The 18,570-nt window shown below is 52.5% G+C and carries 20 protein-coding genes; 8 read left to right on the top strand and 12 right to left on the bottom strand.

The annotated features are described in order from the left end of the window. Positions 1-46: 46 nt before the first annotated feature. From OOT00_RS04155 to OOT00_RS04110, 10 genes are all read right to left on the bottom strand, one after another. Positions 47-709 carry a DVU0298 family protein gene (locus tag OOT00_RS04155; RefSeq protein WP_265424033.1) on the bottom strand — a complete coding sequence of 221 codons (663 nt, stop codon included), beginning with the start codon at positions 707-709 and terminating at the stop codon, positions 47-49. Between the two features lie 17 nt (positions 710-726). Then, positions 727-1,074: a cytoplasmic protein gene (locus OOT00_RS04150; RefSeq protein WP_265424032.1), complete on the bottom strand. Its 348-nt coding sequence runs from the start codon at positions 1,072-1,074 to the stop codon at positions 727-729. A 25-nt stretch (positions 1,075-1,099) separates the two neighbouring features. Next, on the bottom strand, positions 1,100-1,291 hold the full coding sequence (locus OOT00_RS04145) for a ferredoxin (RefSeq protein WP_265424031.1): 192 nt from the start codon (positions 1,289-1,291) through the stop codon (positions 1,100-1,102). Continuing rightward, positions 1,291-2,493 carry an FprA family A-type flavoprotein gene (locus tag OOT00_RS04140; protein WP_265424030.1) on the bottom strand — a complete coding sequence of 401 codons (1,203 nt, stop codon included), beginning with the start codon at positions 2,491-2,493 and terminating at the stop codon, positions 1,291-1,293. The genes OOT00_RS04145 and OOT00_RS04140 overlap by 1 nt, the downstream gene beginning before the upstream one ends. 309 nt (positions 2,494-2,802) lie before the next feature. Further along, complete coding sequence (gene rd, locus OOT00_RS04135) at positions 2,803-2,958, bottom strand: rubredoxin (protein WP_265424029.1); 156 nt, start codon at positions 2,956-2,958, stop codon at positions 2,803-2,805. 94 nt (positions 2,959-3,052) lie between these two features. After that, entirely contained in the window at positions 3,053-4,069 is a 1,017-nt protein-coding gene (cydB, locus tag OOT00_RS04130) for a cytochrome d ubiquinol oxidase subunit II (protein WP_265424028.1), read from the bottom strand. A gap of 38 nt (positions 4,070-4,107) precedes the next feature. Beyond that, positions 4,108-5,445 (bottom strand): cytochrome ubiquinol oxidase subunit I, encoded by a 1,338-nt coding sequence (locus tag OOT00_RS04125; RefSeq protein ID WP_265424027.1) that lies wholly within the window; start codon positions 5,443-5,445, stop codon positions 4,108-4,110. Positions 5,446-5,528: 83 nt separating this feature from the next. Then, entirely contained in the window at positions 5,529-5,684 is a 156-nt protein-coding gene (locus OOT00_RS04120) for a rubredoxin-like domain-containing protein (RefSeq protein ID WP_265424026.1), read from the bottom strand. A gap of 99 nt (positions 5,685-5,783) precedes the next feature. Beyond that, positions 5,784-6,164 (bottom strand): desulfoferrodoxin, encoded by a 381-nt coding sequence (locus OOT00_RS04115; protein ID WP_265424025.1) that lies wholly within the window; start codon positions 6,162-6,164, stop codon positions 5,784-5,786. Between the two features lie 75 nt (positions 6,165-6,239). After that, positions 6,240-6,446: a hypothetical protein gene (locus tag OOT00_RS04110; protein WP_265424024.1), complete on the bottom strand. Its 207-nt coding sequence runs from the start codon at positions 6,444-6,446 to the stop codon at positions 6,240-6,242. A gap of 474 nt (positions 6,447-6,920) precedes the next feature. On the opposite strand from OOT00_RS04110, the gene OOT00_RS04105 reads away from it, so the two are divergent. The 8 genes from OOT00_RS04105 (at position 6,921) to OOT00_RS04070 (ending at position 16,607) form a co-directional block, all read left to right on the top strand. Then, entirely contained in the window at positions 6,921-7,283 is a 363-nt protein-coding gene (locus OOT00_RS04105; RefSeq protein WP_265424023.1) for a DVU0772 family protein, read from the top strand. 435 nt (positions 7,284-7,718) lie between these two features. Then, positions 7,719-8,951, top strand: coding sequence for a molybdopterin molybdotransferase MoeA (locus tag OOT00_RS04100; RefSeq protein ID WP_265424022.1), 1,233 nt, complete (start codon positions 7,719-7,721; stop codon positions 8,949-8,951). Between the two features lie 20 nt (positions 8,952-8,971). Beyond that, on the top strand, positions 8,972-10,912 hold the full coding sequence (locus OOT00_RS04095) for a molybdopterin biosynthesis protein (protein ID WP_265424021.1): 1,941 nt from the start codon (positions 8,972-8,974) through the stop codon (positions 10,910-10,912). A 292-nt stretch (positions 10,913-11,204) separates the two neighbouring features. After that, positions 11,205-12,560, top strand: a complete 1,356-nt coding sequence (locus tag OOT00_RS04090; protein ID WP_265424020.1) for a phosphomannomutase/phosphoglucomutase — start codon at positions 11,205-11,207, stop codon at positions 12,558-12,560. A 419-nt stretch (positions 12,561-12,979) separates the two neighbouring features. Beyond that, a complete protein-coding gene (locus OOT00_RS04085; protein ID WP_265424019.1) occupies positions 12,980-13,186 on the top strand; it encodes a cold-shock protein in 207 nt (68 codons plus the stop codon). Positions 13,187-13,630: 444 nt separating this feature from the next. Next, a complete protein-coding gene (locus OOT00_RS04080; RefSeq protein ID WP_265424018.1) occupies positions 13,631-14,590 on the top strand; it encodes a nucleoside recognition domain-containing protein in 960 nt (319 codons plus the stop codon). A gap of 11 nt (positions 14,591-14,601) precedes the next feature. After that, positions 14,602-16,305: a DNA repair protein RecN gene (recN, locus tag OOT00_RS04075; protein WP_265424017.1), complete on the top strand. Its 1,704-nt coding sequence runs from the start codon at positions 14,602-14,604 to the stop codon at positions 16,303-16,305. Between the two features lie 53 nt (positions 16,306-16,358). Further along, positions 16,359-16,607, top strand: a complete 249-nt coding sequence (locus OOT00_RS04070) for an FmdB family zinc ribbon protein (RefSeq protein ID WP_265424016.1) — start codon at positions 16,359-16,361, stop codon at positions 16,605-16,607. A 221-nt stretch (positions 16,608-16,828) separates the two neighbouring features. On the opposite strand, the gene OOT00_RS04065 is transcribed toward OOT00_RS04070, so the two are convergent. After that, complete coding sequence (locus OOT00_RS04065) at positions 16,829-17,617, bottom strand: TIGR04219 family outer membrane beta-barrel protein (RefSeq protein ID WP_265424015.1); 789 nt, start codon at positions 17,615-17,617, stop codon at positions 16,829-16,831. Positions 17,618-17,732: 115 nt separating this feature from the next. Beyond that, positions 17,733-18,512, bottom strand: coding sequence for a hypothetical protein (locus tag OOT00_RS04060; RefSeq protein ID WP_265424014.1), 780 nt, complete (start codon positions 18,510-18,512; stop codon positions 17,733-17,735). Between the last annotated feature and the right edge of the window lie 58 nt (positions 18,513-18,570).

The following is an 18,570-nucleotide window of genomic DNA, read 5'->3' as shown; positions in this document are numbered from 1 at the left end:
GCTGGAGACCTCTCTCCCACGGCAACAAGAACGTCCCCTTGCTTCATTACAAAGCCTTTGCGGCAAGCTCTGCAATGACAACAGACACAAAACGGCCTTCCCGGTAGAGGGAAAACCGTCTTTCATCACTGAGAAGTCTGGTAAGGCTTTCTTTATGGGCAGGATCATTCAGCATGCCCGCCAGCAAAAGAGCGGGAGCTACAATGGCAGGATCTTCCGATGAAAGATAGTGGTCAAGAAAACCGTTCAGATCGCGGACAAAAAAGGGAGAGGCTTCCCCCAGACGGGCAAGGCCCCAGAGAGCCCCTCTCTGCAGCAGGGGATTCTCCAGAAAATTACCATCCGGGTCCATGTAGGAACAAAGAATTCTGTGATACTCATGGGCCATCTTCGGTATGCGGGCCATAATCTCTCCCATGGCCTCACCACAGCCCCATCCCATGCCACCGGACTCATCATTCAGCATCCAGATAAGCCTGCGCATGATCCATCGAACCCCTTCAGAGTCCGAATCAAAAAGCCCTTCAGCCACAGCCCCCAGGCCCCTTACCGCTGCCCAGAATACACGGGACTCCCTGTGACATAACGCCCCGATCAAAGGCCCTGCCGCCCTTCGACCCGACAGGGCGGCCAACCGTACTTCCATGGCAGCACCGTCCTCCATCTCAAGACAGGCAAGGACATGGGCCTTCAACGCCTTTCGGTCCATGGATCAGGCTCCCTTCATCAGAAAGTCAGCAGAGTATACCCTCCGTCCCGGAAGGCCGTCATGGACGGATGACCGGCCATGTCATCCAAAAGGCTGAGCCCGGCCTTTTCCGCTGCCTGCAGAGCTTTCATTTTACTACAGCAGGCTCTGCAGGCTCCGGCTACAATCTCTGCGTCCAGGGCTTTTCTCCATAAAGCATGAAGGGGATGAGCTTCTTTTTCCAGCTCAGGGATCAGGGCCGTGGATGAACCTTCCAGAACCAGTGCCACCTCATCCCCCCTTTCATGCATGTCCAGTCCGTTAAGCAGTACATGGATGAAACACATGGGATCCCCGTTAAAAACAAAAAGGGCTGTTTTCTGCATGATGCCTCCATTGAATGTTCTGAAACTAGCGAGCTCGGATGCAGTCCGCAGGACAGTTTCTGATGGCTTCCTCCAGGCAATCGGGTATCACACCGCTTTCCCGCACCACCACAAAACTGCCTGTGGCACTCCACCCGAAGACCTCCGGGCAGAGTTCCACGCAGATACCACAGCGAATGCAGGTAACAAGATCCACTTCCGCTGCATAGTCTCCCATCAGGCCTCCTTGCCCAGGATCTTCAGCCCAATGCGCCTTCCCAGTCCGTGACAGAGGGTGAGCTGATCATGCTCCGGGACATACTGCACACGGATACCTTCTTCGGGAAGCTCAAAGCCCATGGACGCAAGCTCCGCATTCAAAAGCTTCACAGCCTCTCCGCTCCAGCCGTAGGAGCCGAAAGCCGCGGCAATTTTACCCTGAGGTTTTAAGCCCTTCATATAGGTCAGCACATCCATGAGTGCGGGGAAAATCTGGTTGTTCAGGGTTGGCGAACCCACAAGGACAGCCTTTGCATCCATAATCTCTGTCATAATATCCGAACGGTGAGATTTGCGTACGCTGATGGGACGCACCTGGGTAACACCGGCCTCCACCAGTCCGCTCACAATGGCATCGGCCATCATTTCCGTGGAATGCCACATGGTGTCGTAGATCACCACAGCCTTGTCCAATGTTTCCTGACGGCTCCACCGTTCATAGGCCTCAAGAATCACCGCAGGATCTTTACGCCAGAGAATACCATGATCCGGGCAGACCATGTTGAGCCGAAGTCCCATGTCTCCAACAGACTTCAGTAATTTTGTGATAAGGGACGAAAAGGGCAAAAGAATATTGGCATAATATTTTTTTGCATGAAAAAGCAGCTCGGAAATATCCATCTGGTCGTCAAAAACCTCGCTGCCCGCATAGTGCTGGCCAAAGGCATCGCTGGAAAACAGAATGCCTTCTTCCTTCAGATAGGTGAACATGGAATCCGGCCAGTGCAGCATGCGGGTTTCCAAAAACATCAGCGTACGCCCGGAGCCGATGGCAAGCTCTTCTCCGGAACCGACCTCTTTCAGGTTCCACTTCTGATGGAAATGGCGGGCCAGATTCTTAGCTCCCATTTTGGAACAGTAAAGGGGCTTGTCCTCACCCACCACGGACATGACGCGGGGAAGACCACCTGAATGATCCATTTCCGTATGATTACTGACCACAATATCAATATCCTTAGGGTCCATAACCGCTCGGATATTGGCCAGAAGCTCTTCGGTGAACTCTGCTTTCACCGTATCAATGAGCACATTGGTTTCTCCACGGATAAGAAAGGCATTGTAGGTGGTGCCTGCCGGTGTGGAATAACCATGAAAATCTCTTATGTTCCAATCCCTTACGCCAACCTCAAAAATATTAGGTGCAATTTCAACGGGTCGCATATTGTTTCCTTATCATGAATCAGAAGGAGAGAAAAACGGAAGAAATGACCGGGCTTTTCAGGACGAAAAACCCGGTTTCTTGGTAGACAGCGGAGGAAAGCAACTATTCTGCCCCCCCCTGCAACAATCCACTCTTCAGATCGGCCACACACGGAAGCCAGCAAGAACACTGAACCGGCCAGTGCAGGCGGTTTCACAGGGCAAAAAGCGGAGTAATACGCCCTGTAACAAACAGAACCGGCCTTTGCTTCGGTCCTGACTCCACGATATCATGCGGCGGGAACTGAAAAAGGGTTCTATCCGTTGCATTCAAGCAGCAGAAAACTGATCCTTGCCCGCTCCACAGACAGGACAGACCCAGTCTTCCGGAAGATCGGCAAAAACCGTTCCCGGCGCAATGCCGCCTTCGCTGTCACCTTCTGCAGGGTCATATTCCCACCCGCATACATCACATACATACTTCATGACATACTCCTTTTTTTAATTATGATTGTCTTCACTGCGGACAAGAGGCCCCGTTCCTTCCCCTGAATCCCCACAGACAGACCTTCATCTCTTTTCAATAGGTGAAATCTTCCTTTTCCACCTTGAAGCGGAAAGTATAGTAAGCCCAAGCCTGATAGGCAATAACAAGCGGAATCAGGCAGACCACAACCCAAAGCATGATGGTCAGAGTCAGAGGGCTGGAAGCCGAATTCATGGCATTCAGGCTATAAGCCGGATCCAGACTTGAAGGGAACAGATTGGGAAAAAGGCCAATGATACCAAAAAAGGTTGTGGCCACAATACCCGCCGCGCTCATACCCCATGCCGGAAAATAACGGCCTTTTCCCAGAAAAATCCGGGCACCGATAAAGGCAGCCACCGCCAGAACGGGAACCGTAAAGAGCAGGGGCATAGCCAGATAGTTGGCATACAGATCCGTATAAAACCAGCTGGCAATCACAAAAACCGCCAGCACGGAAAGTGCCACGGGCCAGAGCATGCGGGCCGTTTGAATGGCCTTTTGCTGCAGCCCTTCTTCCGTCCGGATACAGAGCCACAAGGCCCCGTGCTGCATAAAAAGCAGAACAAACAGCACTCCACCCATGATGCCGTAAGGGTTCAGAAGGGTGAAGAGGTTACCATGCAGAATACCCTCGCCATCGATGGGAAGCCCCATGAAGATATTGGCAAAGGCGACCCCAAAAAGAAGGGCCGGAACAAAGCTGCCCACAAAAATACAGGTATCCCAGGTCTTTTTCCACAGCGCACTGTCGGAAAGCCCACGGAATTCAAAACTCACTCCCCGGATGATCAGCCCGAAAAGAATGAACATCAGAGGTGTGTACAGACTGGAAAACATGGTGGCGTAAACGAGAGGAAAGGCAGCAAAAGTTACCCCGCCGGCCGTGATCAGCCACACTTCATTGCCATCCCACAACGGGCCGATGGCATTGATCATTTTTCTTTTGTCCGTTTCATCACTTCCCAGAAAGGGATAAAGGGTTCCCACCCCCAGATCAAAACCGTCTGTCATGAAAAAGGCGGCCCAGAGCAAGCCCCATATAAAAAACCAAATGACCTGCAGTTCCATAGATGATGTCCTCCCAGTCCGCATCCGCGGCGTTGTTATCAGGCCTTTGTTTCCGTTGCTTCCGGCAGATCGGGACCCTTCATCGCTTTTTTAGCGATCATGGTAAACCCGGCAAGGCCCAGAAGACCATATACCACGATAAAAGCCACAAGACTGGTAGCCACCTGCCCGGTGGATATCGGCGACACCGCATCGGATGTTTTCATCAATCCGTAAACAATCCATGGCTGCCGCCCCACTTCCGTAACCAGCCATCCGGCTTGGGTGGCAATATAGGGAAGGGGAATGGACCAGAGCATCATCTTCAGATACCAGGTTTTCTCCTGCAGGCGTTTTCTGAAAAACCACCCGATACTGCAGGCAATGATGAAATAGGCACCGAGCCCCACCATAACACGAAAGGCCATGCCGACAAGGGCAATGGGCGGCCGTTCATCCTTTGGAATATCTTTTAAACCTGTCACAGGAGTGGAAAAATCATGATGGATGAGGAAACTCAGCATGCCCGGAATTTTACCAATTTCTATACTGTTTTTTTCTGCCTCGGGATCCGGCCATGCAAACAGATAGCTGGGTGCATTCGGCTGGGTTTCCCAGTGAAACTCCATGGCTGCCATTTTGGCTGGCTGGGTGTGGGCCACATCCACGGCATGAAAATCGCCCTGTATGGCCACAAAAAGAGAAAAAATCAAACCCGGCACCAGAGCCATGCGGAAAGACCGGGTAAACACCTCCTCATGCTGCTTTCGTAAAAGATGCCATGCACTGATACCCATAACAAAAAAACAGGCCAGCACAATGCTGGCGGCAATGGTATGCATAATGGTCAGCCACGCAAACTTCTGAGTGATTACCGCCATGAAATCTGTAATTTCAGCTCTTTGACCACCAAAGGATTCACGAAGAGTGTATCCTACGGGATGCTGCATCCAGGCATTGGCGATAAGAATCCATATGGCCGACGCATTGCCGGCTATGGCCACCATCCACATGACCCCTGCATGCGCCTTAGCGGAGAGCCGCTTCCATCCGAAAATCCAGATCCCGATAAAGGTGGATTCCAGAAAAAAAGCTGCTGTGGCCTCTATGGCCAGAAGTGATCCGAAAATATCCCCCACATAAGCGGAATACTGGGACCAGTTAGTGCCAAACTGAAATTCAAGGGTGATGCCTGTTACCACCCCTACGGCAAAGTTGATGAGAAAAAGCTTCCCCCAGAACTTAGTCATGCGGAGATAGACTTCATCTCCTGTACGAGCATAACGGGTTTCCATCCATGCGACCAGAATGGAAAGCCCCAGTGTGAGGGGAACAAAAAGAAAATGAAACATGGTGGTTGCTGCAAACTGCAACCGTGAAAGCAGGACCACATCCATGGAGTCTCCTCCTTACAGAGACAGGCCGGAACCTGTATGGCCCCGGCTCTTGTTAGAGCTCCGGCATCCCGGAGCTCCGTCCATTAGCGAATTCTATCATCCTTACCGGCACCCTCACAATCCGGTGTATAGCAGGTATTATCGAGGAATTCGCAGGTTTTCTTACAGGAAGGACACTCATTGGGAGGCGTTTCAGCTTCCATCTGATAGCCACAGACGCTGCATTTCCACTGGGTCATAGCAGGGATCCTTTCTTTTTTTAAAGAGATTGTCCGCGATTTCAGTAAAACGGATGCAGCCATGAAACCGTTACGCATGATTCATCGTAAAAGCAACATTCAGCCGTCAGCTTTCCATACGCCATGGAGGTTGCAGTATTCACGAACGACAAATCTTTCCGCTTCCATCATGAAAACAGCCTCCGGCTTTTCGCCGGGTTGAAGGTCCTTACGATAAACCCGGTTGTCCGCGATAACCTCAATCCATTCAATATAATGCTTCTCCACCATGGGATGCTCAACACTGCCAACCACAACCCTTACACCTCCCGGAATCCGCTCAATCACCGGTACATGTTTTTCCTTGGCCGCATCCACCGTATTCTCCGTCAGATGCACCATGAGCTGACCGCAGCATACAAGATCTCCCTTACCGCCATGCATAACTTCTACCACATTCCCACAAACCTCACATCTGTAAACATCAAGCCTTGCAACCATGCATACACTCCTTTTCCGATTCCGTTGTTATTACTATTTACTGTGTGATGCCATAAAAAACAAGTATCCATCCCCTCAGTCCGGCCAGCTTCCCTTGAACATATGGGATGCTTTTTCCTTTTCCGCAAGCTGCTTCAGCCTGTAGCCCGTGTCTCTGAGTATACCATAGAGTACACCACAGCCGACATCTTCGCGTTCCTCATCTCCCTTATCCGCAAGGGCCAGCATCTGATCAGCCAGTACAAGGGTTTTTTCTATGTTTTCATTACAGGCTTTCACCATTGGTCTCCAAGCGCCGCTCTGGGGCTGACTGTATTGGAATACTGTAACACGCCTCTGCCGACTTGCAACATCCAGTCAGTACTTTTTGTTTTTTCACCTATTCATGATTCATGCCACAGCAATGTCTCTTACCAGCCACAAGGGTGATGGGGCTTCTTCTCTGCGGAAGCCATCCTTTTCTCACTGTTTTTTTCTCACCGACCATCTGTGACGCGCAGAGTGAATAAATGCTCTTATCAGGAGTTTGCTTTTGAAATAACAAGAAAAAAGCACTGTATCAAGATACCATATGATACAGTGTTGTCCGCGGCACACTTTTATGGGCAATAAATCGGGAGCTCAAAAAGCATTTCAAGACAAAAACCTGTAAAATCAATAAAAACAGAGACGCCTCAAGCTCTGGCACTGAATATGCATTATGATTAAACGCAGACAGAAGACGAAACAAGCTCACCCCGAAAGGAGGGAATGCTTATGCTGGCCATAGAAGAACTGAAAAACAATTTACATCTTCTCAATGAAATAGACTGGGAACTCACCCCCGAAGATGCCGTAAACCTCTATCTGGAGTGGGGTGGCATATGGAAGCCGGGAGGCCTGCGCTATTCCGTACGGGGCAAACACGATAAATCCTTTTATTTTACGGTCAATACCTGGGAAGATACACCGGTGATTTATCTCATACGAAGAAACTCGGAAGAAGCCGTTGAACTTGCCAGAATCCCCCTGCCTCCGGGACTGAAAGAAACCTTTCTTGAATCCATAGGCCACAACAGAGGAGTCTATGCACTGGAAGGTGAAGTTAAAGACTGGCTTCAGAAAAAGCTGTATCACTGAAACAGTTGCCGTTGATTACCATGACCTTTACACATTTTATAATGCTATCCCACAGCACCTCCTGCTCAATCCGCTTCTTTCCTCCCGTCACCTGAGAGACCGGAGACTCCTCGTCCGGTCCCCCTCCTGAACCAACTCCGGCAGTCCTGAAACTGCCGGAGTCTCATTTTTTAATTCTGATGATTCATGGTTCAAAAGCCCTCTCTTCAGCCATGATTACCGCACATGACTATCCAAACGAACCTTCTCCTTCTTTCTTTTTTACCGGTAATATGGGGCTGGGCGTAAGGCTCTCCCTTGACTTTTTATGCCGACTGTAGAAGAAAACCTGAAGCCGGGATTGCCCTGTCTCTTGCAAACGTACCCGACGGAAACCCCTTACAGCCCCGCTCCGCATACCCCCTGCTGCGGATGTCCCCTGCTTCCGGAGATTCTATGACACCAGCCTTCTTTTCCGTTATTTCCCTTGATGAAGCCCTGAGGCTTATCTCCCTCTTCCCTACCATGGAGACCGAGAAGCAGCCCGTATCCGAAGCTCTGCATCGCATTCTTGCCGAAAGTGCGGTGGCCGGAGAAGATGTTCCCGGCTTTGACCGCTCCACACGGGACGGCTTTGCCCTCCGCGCAAAAGATACGTTTGGTGCCTCGGAAAGTGCCTCCCCTCTCTTCACCCTTGTAGGACGCATTAAAACAGGCGACCACCCACCCTTTTCCATAGGACCGGGGCAGGCAGCGGCCATCGCCACAGGAGCCATGCTTCCCCAGGGCGCAGACAGCGTAGTCATGATTGAAGATACCACCCCCATTGACGACAGCCTTGCGGAAATTCACAAATCCGTTGCACCGGGTACCCACGTCATCCGTAAAGGAGACGATGCCCGTCCGGGGCAGCTGCTCCTTGCACAGGGAAAACGGCTGCGACCCCAGGACCTGGGATTTCTGGCAGGATCTGGTTTCACCGCGGTCAGGGTTTTTAAAAAACCCGTGATAGCCATCCTTTCTACGGGCGATGAGGTCCGCCCTCCCGAGAGCAGACTCAATCCGGGTGAAATACGGGATATCAATACCCGAACCCTTGCGGCCATGGTTAGCGAACAGGGAGCTGTCCCCCTTGAACTCCCCATCGCAAAGGATGATGAAGCAACACTCCTACAGGCACTGCAGCAGGCACTGGATGCCTCCGACGTCGTTCTTGTTTCCGGGGGATCTTCCGTGGGCACCCTTGACTTTGCCCCCAGAGCCATTGCGGCTCTTCCCGACACCACCATACTGGCCCATGGCCTGGCCATCCGACCCGGTAAACCCACCCTCATAGCCAGAGCGGGAAACAAGCCTCTGATCGGACTGCCCGGGCATGCGGCTTCCGCAGCCATCATCTTTCAGGTTCTGGTCAAACCCCTCATCCGTCGTATCACAGGAGAAAAGGGTATCCGACCCGAAGAAAGACCCTTTACAGCCCGGCTTTCACGCAATATTGCCTCCGTGATGGGCAGGGCAGATTATGTACGGGTTGCCATTCAGGACGAAGAAAATCCTCCGCTGGCCGTACCCATGCTCGGAGAAGCCGGACTGATCCGCACGCTGGTGGAAGCTCAAGGGCTTGTCTGTGTTCCCAGGGATACGGAAGGCCTTCTGCAAGACAGCTCTGTCACTGTCTATCCACTCTAACCACGCACCAAGGAGCCGGTATGTCCCAGCGCAATGTTTACCTCTCCATGATCCCCCTTGAGCAGGCCAGAGAAATCACCCTCCGGGAATTTGGCTCTGTCACCAGCAAAAAGGAAGAGATTCCATCTTCTCAGGCTGTGGGCAGAGTCCTTGCCGAAGCCGTTATGGCGGCGGCCTCCTCTCCTCCCCATCATGTGGCTGCCATGGACGGTTATGCCATCAGGGCAAAAGAAACCTTTCATGCATCGGAAAGCCATCCTGTTTTTCTGAAGGAAATGGAAAATGCCTTTCCTGTAAACACAGGACAAGTGCTGCCCGGAGACAGCGATGCTGTGGTCATGATTGAAAAAGTCACTCAGGAGGAAAAGGGACTGCGGCTGGAAGCGCCGGTTTTTCCATGGCAGCACGTACGCAAAATCGGAGAGGACATCGTGGCCACGGAAATGCTCTTTCCAGCCACCCATGAAATCACGCCCTACTGCATAGGAGCTCTGCTTTCCGGCGGAGTACGGTCTGTTCCCGTCTTCATGCAGCCCGGAGTTCTCATCCTTCCCACAGGCTCCGAACTGGTATCGGCGGAAAGGGATCCGGCCCTTCTCAGACCGGGAGAAGTCATCGAATCCAACAGCCATGTACTGGGAAGACTGGCAGAATCCTGCGGGGGTCGCTGGACAGCGGCTCCACCCATACGGGATGAAGTGGATCTGCTGGCCAGCCAGCTTGAAGAAGCTGCCCTGAGAGAAGATGTGGACATTATCCTCACCGTAGGCGGCTCCTCCGCGGGTTCCCATGATTTCACCCGCACCGCACTGGAAAAAACCGGCAACGTGCTTTTCCATGGCATCACCATGATGCCGGGCAAACCCGTCGTCCTTGGGAAAGTCTGCAGTAAACCGGTGTTCGGAATTCCAGGCTACCCCGTTTCCGCCATCCTTGCCTTTGAAGAGCTGGTCCGCCCTCTGATACGCAGCATGCTCGGCCGTCCGGTTATCCATAGAAAAAAATGTACGGTTTTTCTATCCAGAGCCATTCCCTCCCGACTCGGGCTGGAGGAGTTTGTCCGGATAAGACTGGCAGAGATTGCCGGACGCACCATTGCCGCTCCCCTGCCCCGTGGTGCGGGTTGTATTACATCCATTACGGAAGCGGACGCCATTCTCCGCATTCCTGCCAACAGCGAAGGGCTGGCAACAGGGGCGGAAACCACGGCCGAGCTGCTGCGACCCATAGAGGAAATTCACAATACCCTTCTTGTGGTGGGCAGCCATGACAATGCCCTTGACCTGCTGGCCAACCATCTCAAACCCATGGGCATCCGCCTATCATCCGCCCACGTGGGAAGCATGGGGGGCCTGCTGGCCATCCGCAGTCAGAGCTGCCACATGGCGGGATCCCACCTCCTCGACCCCAGTGACGGCAGTTACAATAAAAATGCCATTGCCCGTATTCTGCCCGAGACCCCCGTATACCGGCTGCATCTGGCTGTCAGAATACAGGGGTTCATTGTCCGCAAAGGGAACCCCATGAATATCCGCCGCACGGCAGACCTTCTACGGCCGGGCCTGCGCTTCATTAATCGCCAGCCGGGTTCCGGCACCCGCATTCTGATGGATTATGAGCTGCAGAAAAATACCATATTCCCCGGAGACATTGAGGGATATGACAATGAGGAAACCACCCACATGGCTGTGGCTGCGGCCGTTCTCAGCGGGTCTGCGGATGCGGGTCTCGGCATTGCCGCCGCAGCCCGCGCTCTGGATCTTGACTTTGTACCTCTGACACCGGAAACCTATGAGCTGATTTTTCCTGCAGAACTTATGCAGACACCCCAGATTCAGGCCGTCATACGGATTCTTTCCACAAAAACCTTCCGGGAATCCCTGAAGGCTCTCGGAGGTTACACCATAGAGAATACGGGAAAACTCACTGGTCCGGAAAGGACACCACCGGAAAAGACTTGATTTTTCATCCCGAAAGACGCAAAAAAAAGCATATTTGAAAAAAAGCATATCATAACCGAAATGCGGCACCGTCCTGCTCAACCCTCTGGCTGAATCAGGGGAACAGGTCATCCGCAAGACGGTTATTTCTGGAAAACAGAAAAATTCCGACCAGATACACCTGTGCGTAGCTGTTAGCTGACAGCCGGGACGCTGCTATCTCGGAGTAAAATCATTATCATCACCAGCCAGACCTCAACGTTTCAGGCCCTTACCGCCTGACTTCACCCTTGCCCCAAACAAAGGAGCCAGCATGAACCCGGGAATTTTCAGGGAATACGATATAAGAGGCATAGCAGGCAAAGACTTTGATGCAGACGATGTAACCCTTATCGGCAAAGCCATGGGTACCCACATGAGGGCCAGTGGCTGCCGGACCATTGCCGTTGGACGGGACTGCCGCAGCACCTCGGAAGCCTACCAGCAGGCCCTGATGCAAGGGCTGCTCTCCACAGGCATGGATGTAATCGAAATTGGTATCTGCCCCACACCCGTTCTCTATTTTGCCACCCATCACCTCGGAACCGATGCGGGCATCATTGTGACGGCCAGCCATAATCCTCCGGAATACAATGGTTTTAAAACCACCATGGCGGGTGCTTCCCTCTTTGGCGAAGAACTGCAGGTCATACGGAAAATAGCCATGGAAAAACGCTTTTCCGAAACAGAACAGGCTGGTAAAATATCTGTGCAGAACCCTGTACCCGCCTATCTGGACTGGATTCAAAACGATATCCGCATCCAAAAACCCATGAAGGTGGTTGTGGATGCGGGCAACGGCACGGGAGGCGTGGTGGCCCTGCCCCTTCTCGAAGCCCTTGGATGCGAAGTCATCCCCCTTTTCTGCGATATGGACGGAACCTTTCCCAACCATGAGGCAGACCCCACCATTGCGGCCAACCTCCAGGATCTCATCCGTACCGTCAAGGAAACGGGAGCGCATGTGGGCATCGGCTATGACGGAGATGCGGACCGTATCGGTGTAGTGGGCCCTGACGGACGGATCTTCCACGGAGACCAGCTCATGATTCTCTTTTCAAGGGAAATTCTTGCAAGCCATCCAGGGGCCACCTTTATATCGGAAGTCAAATGCTCCCAAACCCTGTATGATGACATTGCTGCCAGAGGCGGTAAGCCCATCATGTGGCGTACGGGACACTCCCTCATCAAGCAAAAAATGAAGGAAAGCGGTGCCGTTCTTGCCGGAGAAATGAGCGGCCACATGTTCTTCGCAGATCGTTACTTCGGGTACGACGATGCGATTTACGCCACCTGCCGACTGCTGGAAATTCTTTCCACCACGGAAAAAAGTCTGAATCAACTTCTGGCCGATGTTCCCGAAACCTTCAACACTCCTGAAATCCGCGTTGACTGTGACGATGAGAAAAAATTTGCCATCGTACGGGCCATCACCGACCATTATCAGAAAACCCACAAGGTAATTGATATTGATGGAGCCAGGGTACTGTTCGATGAGGGATGGGGCCTTGTACGTGCTTCCAACACCCAACCTGCCCTTGTGCTGCGGTTTGAAGGGACAAGCCCGGAGGCCAGAGATACCATACGGAAGGAAATGGAAGAAAGAGTTACCTTTTTTTCCATTTCCTGATCTTTGCCATCAGAACGGGGCAGCCATAACCGGCGCCCCGGAACCCGTGATGAAAAAAATTTAAAAAAAAAGAGAACCCGCACTTGCACTTCTGGTGCATTGCATGATATTAATTTCGCCATAAGTATCAAAGAATCTGAACAAGGAGTCCCTATTCTTTTTGGTTCCTGCACAAAAAAACTTTTTCATCCGCAGCCTGTTTATATAAGCGGATACAATGCCCAGGAAGATTCTTTTTCTTCAGAGCAGTTGATGGCCTTCCGTTTGAACCTTTTTTTCCATACTAGCTGAACGCCACAGGCCTCCTTTCCATGCGGCATTTATAAAAAACGGAACGTCCCGGGACGAACCGATAAAAAGGCGACAGACAATATACTACCGTATTTTCTGTCACAATCGTGCGTAAAGGAGGAAGCGTTTTGGAAAAGACTGAAGGTACCGTAAAATGGTTCAGCGACAAAAAAGGTTATGGTTTTATTGAAAAAGACTCCGGTGGCGATATTTTTGTGCACCATTCTTCCATCGACATGCAGGGTTTTCGAACCTTGGCCGAAGGCGAACGCGTTGGCTTTGAAATAGAGCAGAATGACCGGGGGGCTGCCGCTAAAAATGTTGCCCGGATCTGAATCATAGCAGGCAGCCGGAATACCTGCCAGCCATGAGGTTACCCCTTTACCTGAAATCAGCGGGGAAGGCTCTTTATTCTGAAGGAGCCTTCCCCGCTTTTTCATCCCATCCGGATATAATCCATCGGCAGTTCCCTCCACTGGCGGCACACACCCAAAAAGGCACTTCGTTACCGCAGGCATCCCTGAGTCCTCACCGGGACAGCCCCCATCGGCTTCATGGCAGCCGTTTCAACGAAACTTCCCTGCCACACACACGTTTTCACCTCTGTACCGCAAACTTTGTCCGCACAGAGAGAAAGGTAGTACGATCTTTTCCAAAAGCATATCCATTCTTCTGGCAGTCATCACCATCAACGGGGTCCGCATGGGGATTGAAACCTTTATCAAAGCAGGTTAATAAGGCAGGTGCAGGAAAACTGCGAGGCCAACATGAGGAAATCCATGCAAAGAAACTCCTTTTTCCGGACTCCGGTTCCGGTCATTTTATCCGGCATTCTCAAAGCCCTTTCAGCCCTGATCTGGATACTGAAAATCCTTATCCCTGTAGGGCTGGGTACCTTTATGCTGGTACAGCTCGGTATCATGCCCCATCTCGAGATTCTCCTTCGCCCCCTGATGCAGCCCATGGGCCTGCCACCAGCCGCCGCCCTGCCCCTCATCATCGGCATGCTCACGAATATTTACGGGGCCATTGCCGTAATGGTCACCCTGCCCCTTGATACCCATACCCTTACCCTCATTGCCATATTTCTTCTCATAGCTCACAATCTCATACAGGAAGGAGCCGTCCAGCATGCCACAGGCATAAATGGCTGGCTGATTACCTTGATCCGCATACTCGCCGCCACCCTTACGGTGATGACTGTAGCCATATGGCTGCCTCCCGAGACAACGGCCAATGAAACTTCCACTGCCATCTTGTCCCGCCCCCCCTTCACCGAAGCCTTTATGGCATGGGCATGGCAGACATTTGTTCTCAGTGCTCAGATACTGGGCATCCTGCTCGTACTCATGCCCTGCCTTGAAATCTGCAAAGCCATGGGTATCACATCGGCCCTTGCACGCATAACGAGGCCGGTCTCCATCCTCATGGGAATTCCCCGGTCCACCACCATTCTCTGGCTGACAGCCATCCTCTTCGGCCTCAGCTACGGGGCCGCTGTCATTATGGAAGAAGTGAAGGGATCGGACATTGCTGGACCGGACCTGGAAAAACTGCAGGTTTCCATTGCCATCAATCATTCCATGGTGGAAGACCCGGCCCTTTTTCTGCCACTGGGCCTTCCGGCTTTCTGGCTCTGGGTGCCCCGCATTATTACGGCGCTGCTTTTTGTCCAGCTTCTCAGACTCTGGCAGTATTTTCATTCACACACTCCCCCTCACCCTTCTTCCACGGTATAAAGGAAAAACCTATGCTCAGCGAACTTGCCATCCGCAATTTTGCCATCATCGATGACCTGACAATACGGTTTTCCAACGGCATGACCGTGATGAGCGGCGAGACCGGTGCCGGTAAATCCATCATCATACAGGCCGTCAACCTGCTTCTGGGAAGTCGTGCCGATGGTCGTATGATTCGTCAGGGCCATGAAGCCGCCGAAGTAGAGGCTCTTTTCCTCCCTCCAGCCCAAAGCCCTGCCGCCCTTGCCATGGCAGCTAACGACCTACCGCCCCAGGAGGGACTGCACATACGCAGGGTTCTCTCCGCCACAGGCCCCCACAGAATTTACATCAATGGACGCATGGCCACCGCACAGCTCCTGGGAGAACTCACGGACCAACTGGCCAGCATTGCCGGCCAGCATGCCCATCAGCGCCTGCTGGATGAAAATCTTCACCTTGACATGCTGGATCATTATGCAGGACTTGAACATGATAAAAACCTCTATCAGCAAAGCTTTACGGCCCTGACCCGGACCCTCAGAGAGCTGGAAGGGTTGCGGCAAAAAAGCCTTAAGGCCGAAGAAGAAGCCGATTTTATCGCCTTCCAGATCAACGAAATCCAAAATGCAGACCCCCGGGACCATGAGGATACAGAGCTGGAAACCCTGAGAAAACGACTGCGTCACGCCCATACTCTGGCCCAGACCCTGAGCCTTGTGGTGGACCAGCTCTACGAGGGGGAAGAGGCCATTGCCGGACGTCTCAGCGTGTTGCACCGGGAAATCGAAAAGGCCGCATCCCTGGATGCGACCCTCATCAATGCGGCATCCGATGCGGAAAGCCTTGCCCTTCGTTGCGAAGATCTGGCCGGTCACCTGCGCCAGTACCTCGATGGAATGGACATGGATCCTGCCATGCTGGATCAGGTGGAAGCCCGCCTCCATCTTCTGTCCCGGCTGAAGAAAAAATACGGAGGCAGCCTGGCTGCCGTACTCGCCCACAGAGAAGGGCTGGAAAAACGACACAAAGAAACGGGTTCTATGGAAGAGAGGATGGAGGCTCTTACCAGACATCTTGAGGCCCACCACAGGGAAACCGCACGGCTGGGACGAATACTATCGGAAAAACGGGCCGAATCCGCTGAAAAACTGGCCCGGGCCGTGGAACAGGAACTTTCCGATCTCTGTATGACCGGCACCCGCTTCCGCGTGGCCCTGCTTCCCCTGGAAGAATCCAGAAACCCGTGGCTAAAGGATGGCGAGCAGGCCTCTCTTGGAGAAAACGGCAGAGAAACCGCCCAGTTTCGCATTGCCCCCAATGTGGGCGAAACGGAAAATCCCTTAAGCAAAGTCGCCTCCGGGGGAGAACTTTCCCGCACGGTACTGGCCCTCAAAACCATACTGGCCCGCAATGAAGCCGTAAGTACCATTATTTTTGATGAGGCCGATGCGGGAATCGGAGGCTCCGTAGCCGAGGCCGTAGGCCGTAAAATGCAGTCCCTGGCCCTTACCCATCAGGTTATCTGTATCACCCACCTTCCCCAGATTGCCAAATTCGGACACCACCATTTCCGCATAGCCAAAACCGTGGAAAAGGGGAGAACACGCACGGCCATCCACCTCCTCGCCCCGGAAGAACGGCCCAGGGAACTGGCCCGTATGCTGGGTGGGGCCGCCATTTCTGAAACAACACTGGCCCACGCCAGGGAGCTGCTTCAGGAAGCCCATACTTGACAAAATCACCTGCAACCCTTACCTTTTTTATTTTTTCAGCAAGGAGTATGATCATGCCTATTTATGAGTTCAAATGTCTTGAGTGCGAGGATCTTTTTGAAATTCTTACCCTCAAATCCAGTGATGAGGAAGAAATCAAATGTCCCCACTGTGGTGCCCAGCACTTTGAACGGGTCATGAGTGCCACCAGTTACGCCATGGCTCCATCCGGGGGAACGGGCAAGGGAGGAGGCATCAGCAAACAGGAGCGGACCTGTTCCGCAGGCTCCTGCTCAACCTATACCATTCCCGGCATGAACTGAATCAGACAAAAAAGGCGGGATTGCTCCCGCCCTTTCATCATGGCCTTCCCGAAGGGTGGAAAAAAAGCGGCATACCGCCGTTTCCATGGGAACGCCCAAACCTGCCAGACCTCTCCGACAGAAAATGCCGCCCGCTTTTAAGCGGACAGAAGAACCGCAATACATGCATGGAAGCTTCATCATCCCCAGGTTCGCATCCGTTCAGAAAACAAACCTTTCGCTTAAAACTTCAGGCCAAGCTCCAGAAAAGGCCCGGAAAAGGTGGTATCAATCCGAACGCCTGATTCATCGATATCAATCAGTTCATGACGCCAGCCCCCAGCCACAAAAAGAGAGGTCAGCATGGGAATACCCAGCACATTATAGCGGACACGCCCCAGGGCGGAAACAATCTGGTTGTCACCAATGGCAAGCCCCCGCAGCTCCGCCTCCAGCCCCAGGGCATCCATGGGTTCAAACCGGGCCGCAAGATAGGCCATGGGAATGGGGACATTGACACTTTTCTTACCATGGGTTGCTCCCTGGGTCATGGAAGCTTCCAGCTGGTACAGGCGTACGTTGATACCGAAATCAACACCGAGAGTACCCAGAGAAGCCAGACCGAGAAAGGGAACACCATAATACAGGGCCACATCCAGCTGGTCCATCTTCAATTCGGAACTGTAAGGCAGCCCCGCATCGAAGGTTTTCCCTGCAAAATGAAAAGTCTGCTGGAAGCTCCCCTCCCCCTCAAACTTCATGGGTGTGGCCATTACGGAAATATTGGGAATAAGAAGGGGCATATCAATTTTAAAACGACCCGCCGGGCGATACTCATTGTCATAGCCAAGGTCCCTTTCAAGATCCAGCCGGGTTCCGGCCAGACCGCTCAGTGTCACCCCCATGTCACCGGAAGGCCGCTGCATCCAGCCACCTGCGGCAATTTCCGCATTGATGAGAGGCAGTGCAAAAGTAGAAACAGGCAGTGCCAGAGCAAAGGCCAGTAGAGCCAGCATCAGACTTTGTCGCATTAGGGAATACCTCCTTTTTTGATTTTTTTTCAACAATACCAACACCTCAACAAATCACCCTTGAAACCCATCAATTCCTGCATAAGGGGAACTGCTGGCCCTGAGACCGCCTCCGTCAGGGCCTGTAATCCGAAAAAGCCTCCAGAAGAGCCGTCCATACCTCCCTGCCCTCATAATCCCCCTTCCGGTCCCCCCGGTACAGGGATTCCACCATTTCTTCAGACGTTTTATCTCCTCTGATCAGTGGCCCTTTACACAGAAAAATCCGAAAATGGGATCGGCAGAAAGCCGTCAGATTTTCCACCCGTATCTTCGCGCCTTCCTTTTCCTGCCTGCCGCAGGCAAACCACCCATGCTTACGCCATGAATCAGGCAGCAAAGAGAAGCTCAGCAGCTCCGAAAACAGAGTCATGGCAGTCTCCACGCCCTTGGCGTCCCTCGTCTCCATAGCCTGCCATCCTTCATCGGCAATGGCGGCAATATCTTTTCGGGTCCAGTTGAGATTCAGCCGATCAATACAGTGCCGGTGCAGAAAATCCAGGGTTTTTTCCCGGCGACTTACCAGCACATCACTGTCAGACAAAATTTTTCTGGCATTGGTGAAACTGATCATCTCCTTAACTGTGGGGCTTTTACGTAAGGCCACATCATCCAGCGTAGTCCGGTACCTGCCGAGACCATTGTCCAGCACCACGATATCAGGAAGCTCTCCTTCCTCCTCACGGATATACACGTCAAGATCCCTTGTGGTACTGGGTTCATAGGCACTTTCTGCCAGAAGCATGGCCAGATTTTTCCTGTCCGGCCGATCCGTTTCAGCCGTCATTGAAGAACGAATGCGCTGAACCAACCCGTCAAGGGCTATTTTTTTTACAAGTGCATCACGGAATGTCACCACGAGCCTCCATTTCAGACCAGGTTTTCCCATGTCATGAAAAGAATTCAAAAATAAT

The organism is Desulfobotulus pelophilus, assembly GCF_026155325.1.
GTDB classification, from domain to species: Bacteria; Desulfobacterota; Desulfobacteria; order Desulfobacterales; family ASO4-4; genus Desulfobotulus; species Desulfobotulus pelophilus.
Note: the sequence above shows the minus strand (reverse complement) of the source record. Positions and strands in the feature narration are given on the sequence as shown.

What these genes read in the sequence shown, in the direction of transcription:
- OOT00_RS04155 (WP_265424033.1), bottom strand. Translation starts at nt 709, where the DNA reads ATGGACCGAAAGGCGTTGAAGGCCCATGTCCTTGCCTGTCTTGAGATG.
- OOT00_RS04150 (WP_265424032.1), bottom strand. Translation starts at nt 1,074, where the DNA reads ATGCAGAAAACAGCCCTTTTTGTTTTTAACGGGGATCCCATGTGTTTC.
- OOT00_RS04145 (WP_265424031.1), bottom strand. Translation starts at nt 1,291, where the DNA reads ATGGGAGACTATGCAGCGGAAGTGGATCTTGTTACCTGCATTCGCTGT.
- OOT00_RS04140 (WP_265424030.1), bottom strand. Translation starts at nt 2,493, where the DNA reads ATGCGACCCGTTGAAATTGCACCTAATATTTTTGAGGTTGGCGTAAGG.
- rd (WP_265424029.1), bottom strand. Translation starts at nt 2,958, where the DNA reads ATGAAGTATGTATGTGATGTATGCGGGTGGGAATATGACCCTGCAGAA.
- cydB (WP_265424028.1), bottom strand. Translation starts at nt 4,069, where the DNA reads ATGGAACTGCAGGTCATTTGGTTTTTTATATGGGGCTTGCTCTGGGCC.
- OOT00_RS04125 (WP_265424027.1), bottom strand. Translation starts at nt 5,445, where the DNA reads ATGGATGTGGTCCTGCTTTCACGGTTGCAGTTTGCAGCAACCACCATG.
- OOT00_RS04120 (WP_265424026.1), bottom strand. Translation starts at nt 5,684, where the DNA reads ATGACCCAGTGGAAATGCAGCGTCTGTGGCTATCAGATGGAAGCTGAA.
- OOT00_RS04115 (WP_265424025.1), bottom strand. Translation starts at nt 6,164, where the DNA reads ATGGTTGCAAGGCTTGATGTTTACAGATGTGAGGTTTGTGGGAATGTG.
- OOT00_RS04110 (WP_265424024.1), bottom strand. Translation starts at nt 6,446, where the DNA reads ATGGTGAAAGCCTGTAATGAAAACATAGAAAAAACCCTTGTACTGGCT.
- OOT00_RS04105 (WP_265424023.1), top strand. Translation starts at nt 6,921, where the DNA reads ATGCTGGCCATAGAAGAACTGAAAAACAATTTACATCTTCTCAATGAA.
- OOT00_RS04100 (WP_265424022.1), top strand. Translation starts at nt 7,719, where the DNA reads ATGACACCAGCCTTCTTTTCCGTTATTTCCCTTGATGAAGCCCTGAGG.
- OOT00_RS04095 (WP_265424021.1), top strand. Translation starts at nt 8,972, where the DNA reads ATGTCCCAGCGCAATGTTTACCTCTCCATGATCCCCCTTGAGCAGGCC.
- OOT00_RS04090 (WP_265424020.1), top strand. Translation starts at nt 11,205, where the DNA reads ATGAACCCGGGAATTTTCAGGGAATACGATATAAGAGGCATAGCAGGC.
- OOT00_RS04080 (WP_265424018.1), top strand. Translation starts at nt 13,631, where the DNA reads ATGCAAAGAAACTCCTTTTTCCGGACTCCGGTTCCGGTCATTTTATCC.
- recN (WP_265424017.1), top strand. Translation starts at nt 14,602, where the DNA reads ATGCTCAGCGAACTTGCCATCCGCAATTTTGCCATCATCGATGACCTG.
- OOT00_RS04070 (WP_265424016.1), top strand. Translation starts at nt 16,359, where the DNA reads ATGCCTATTTATGAGTTCAAATGTCTTGAGTGCGAGGATCTTTTTGAA.
- OOT00_RS04065 (WP_265424015.1), bottom strand. Translation starts at nt 17,617, where the DNA reads ATGCGACAAAGTCTGATGCTGGCTCTACTGGCCTTTGCTCTGGCACTG.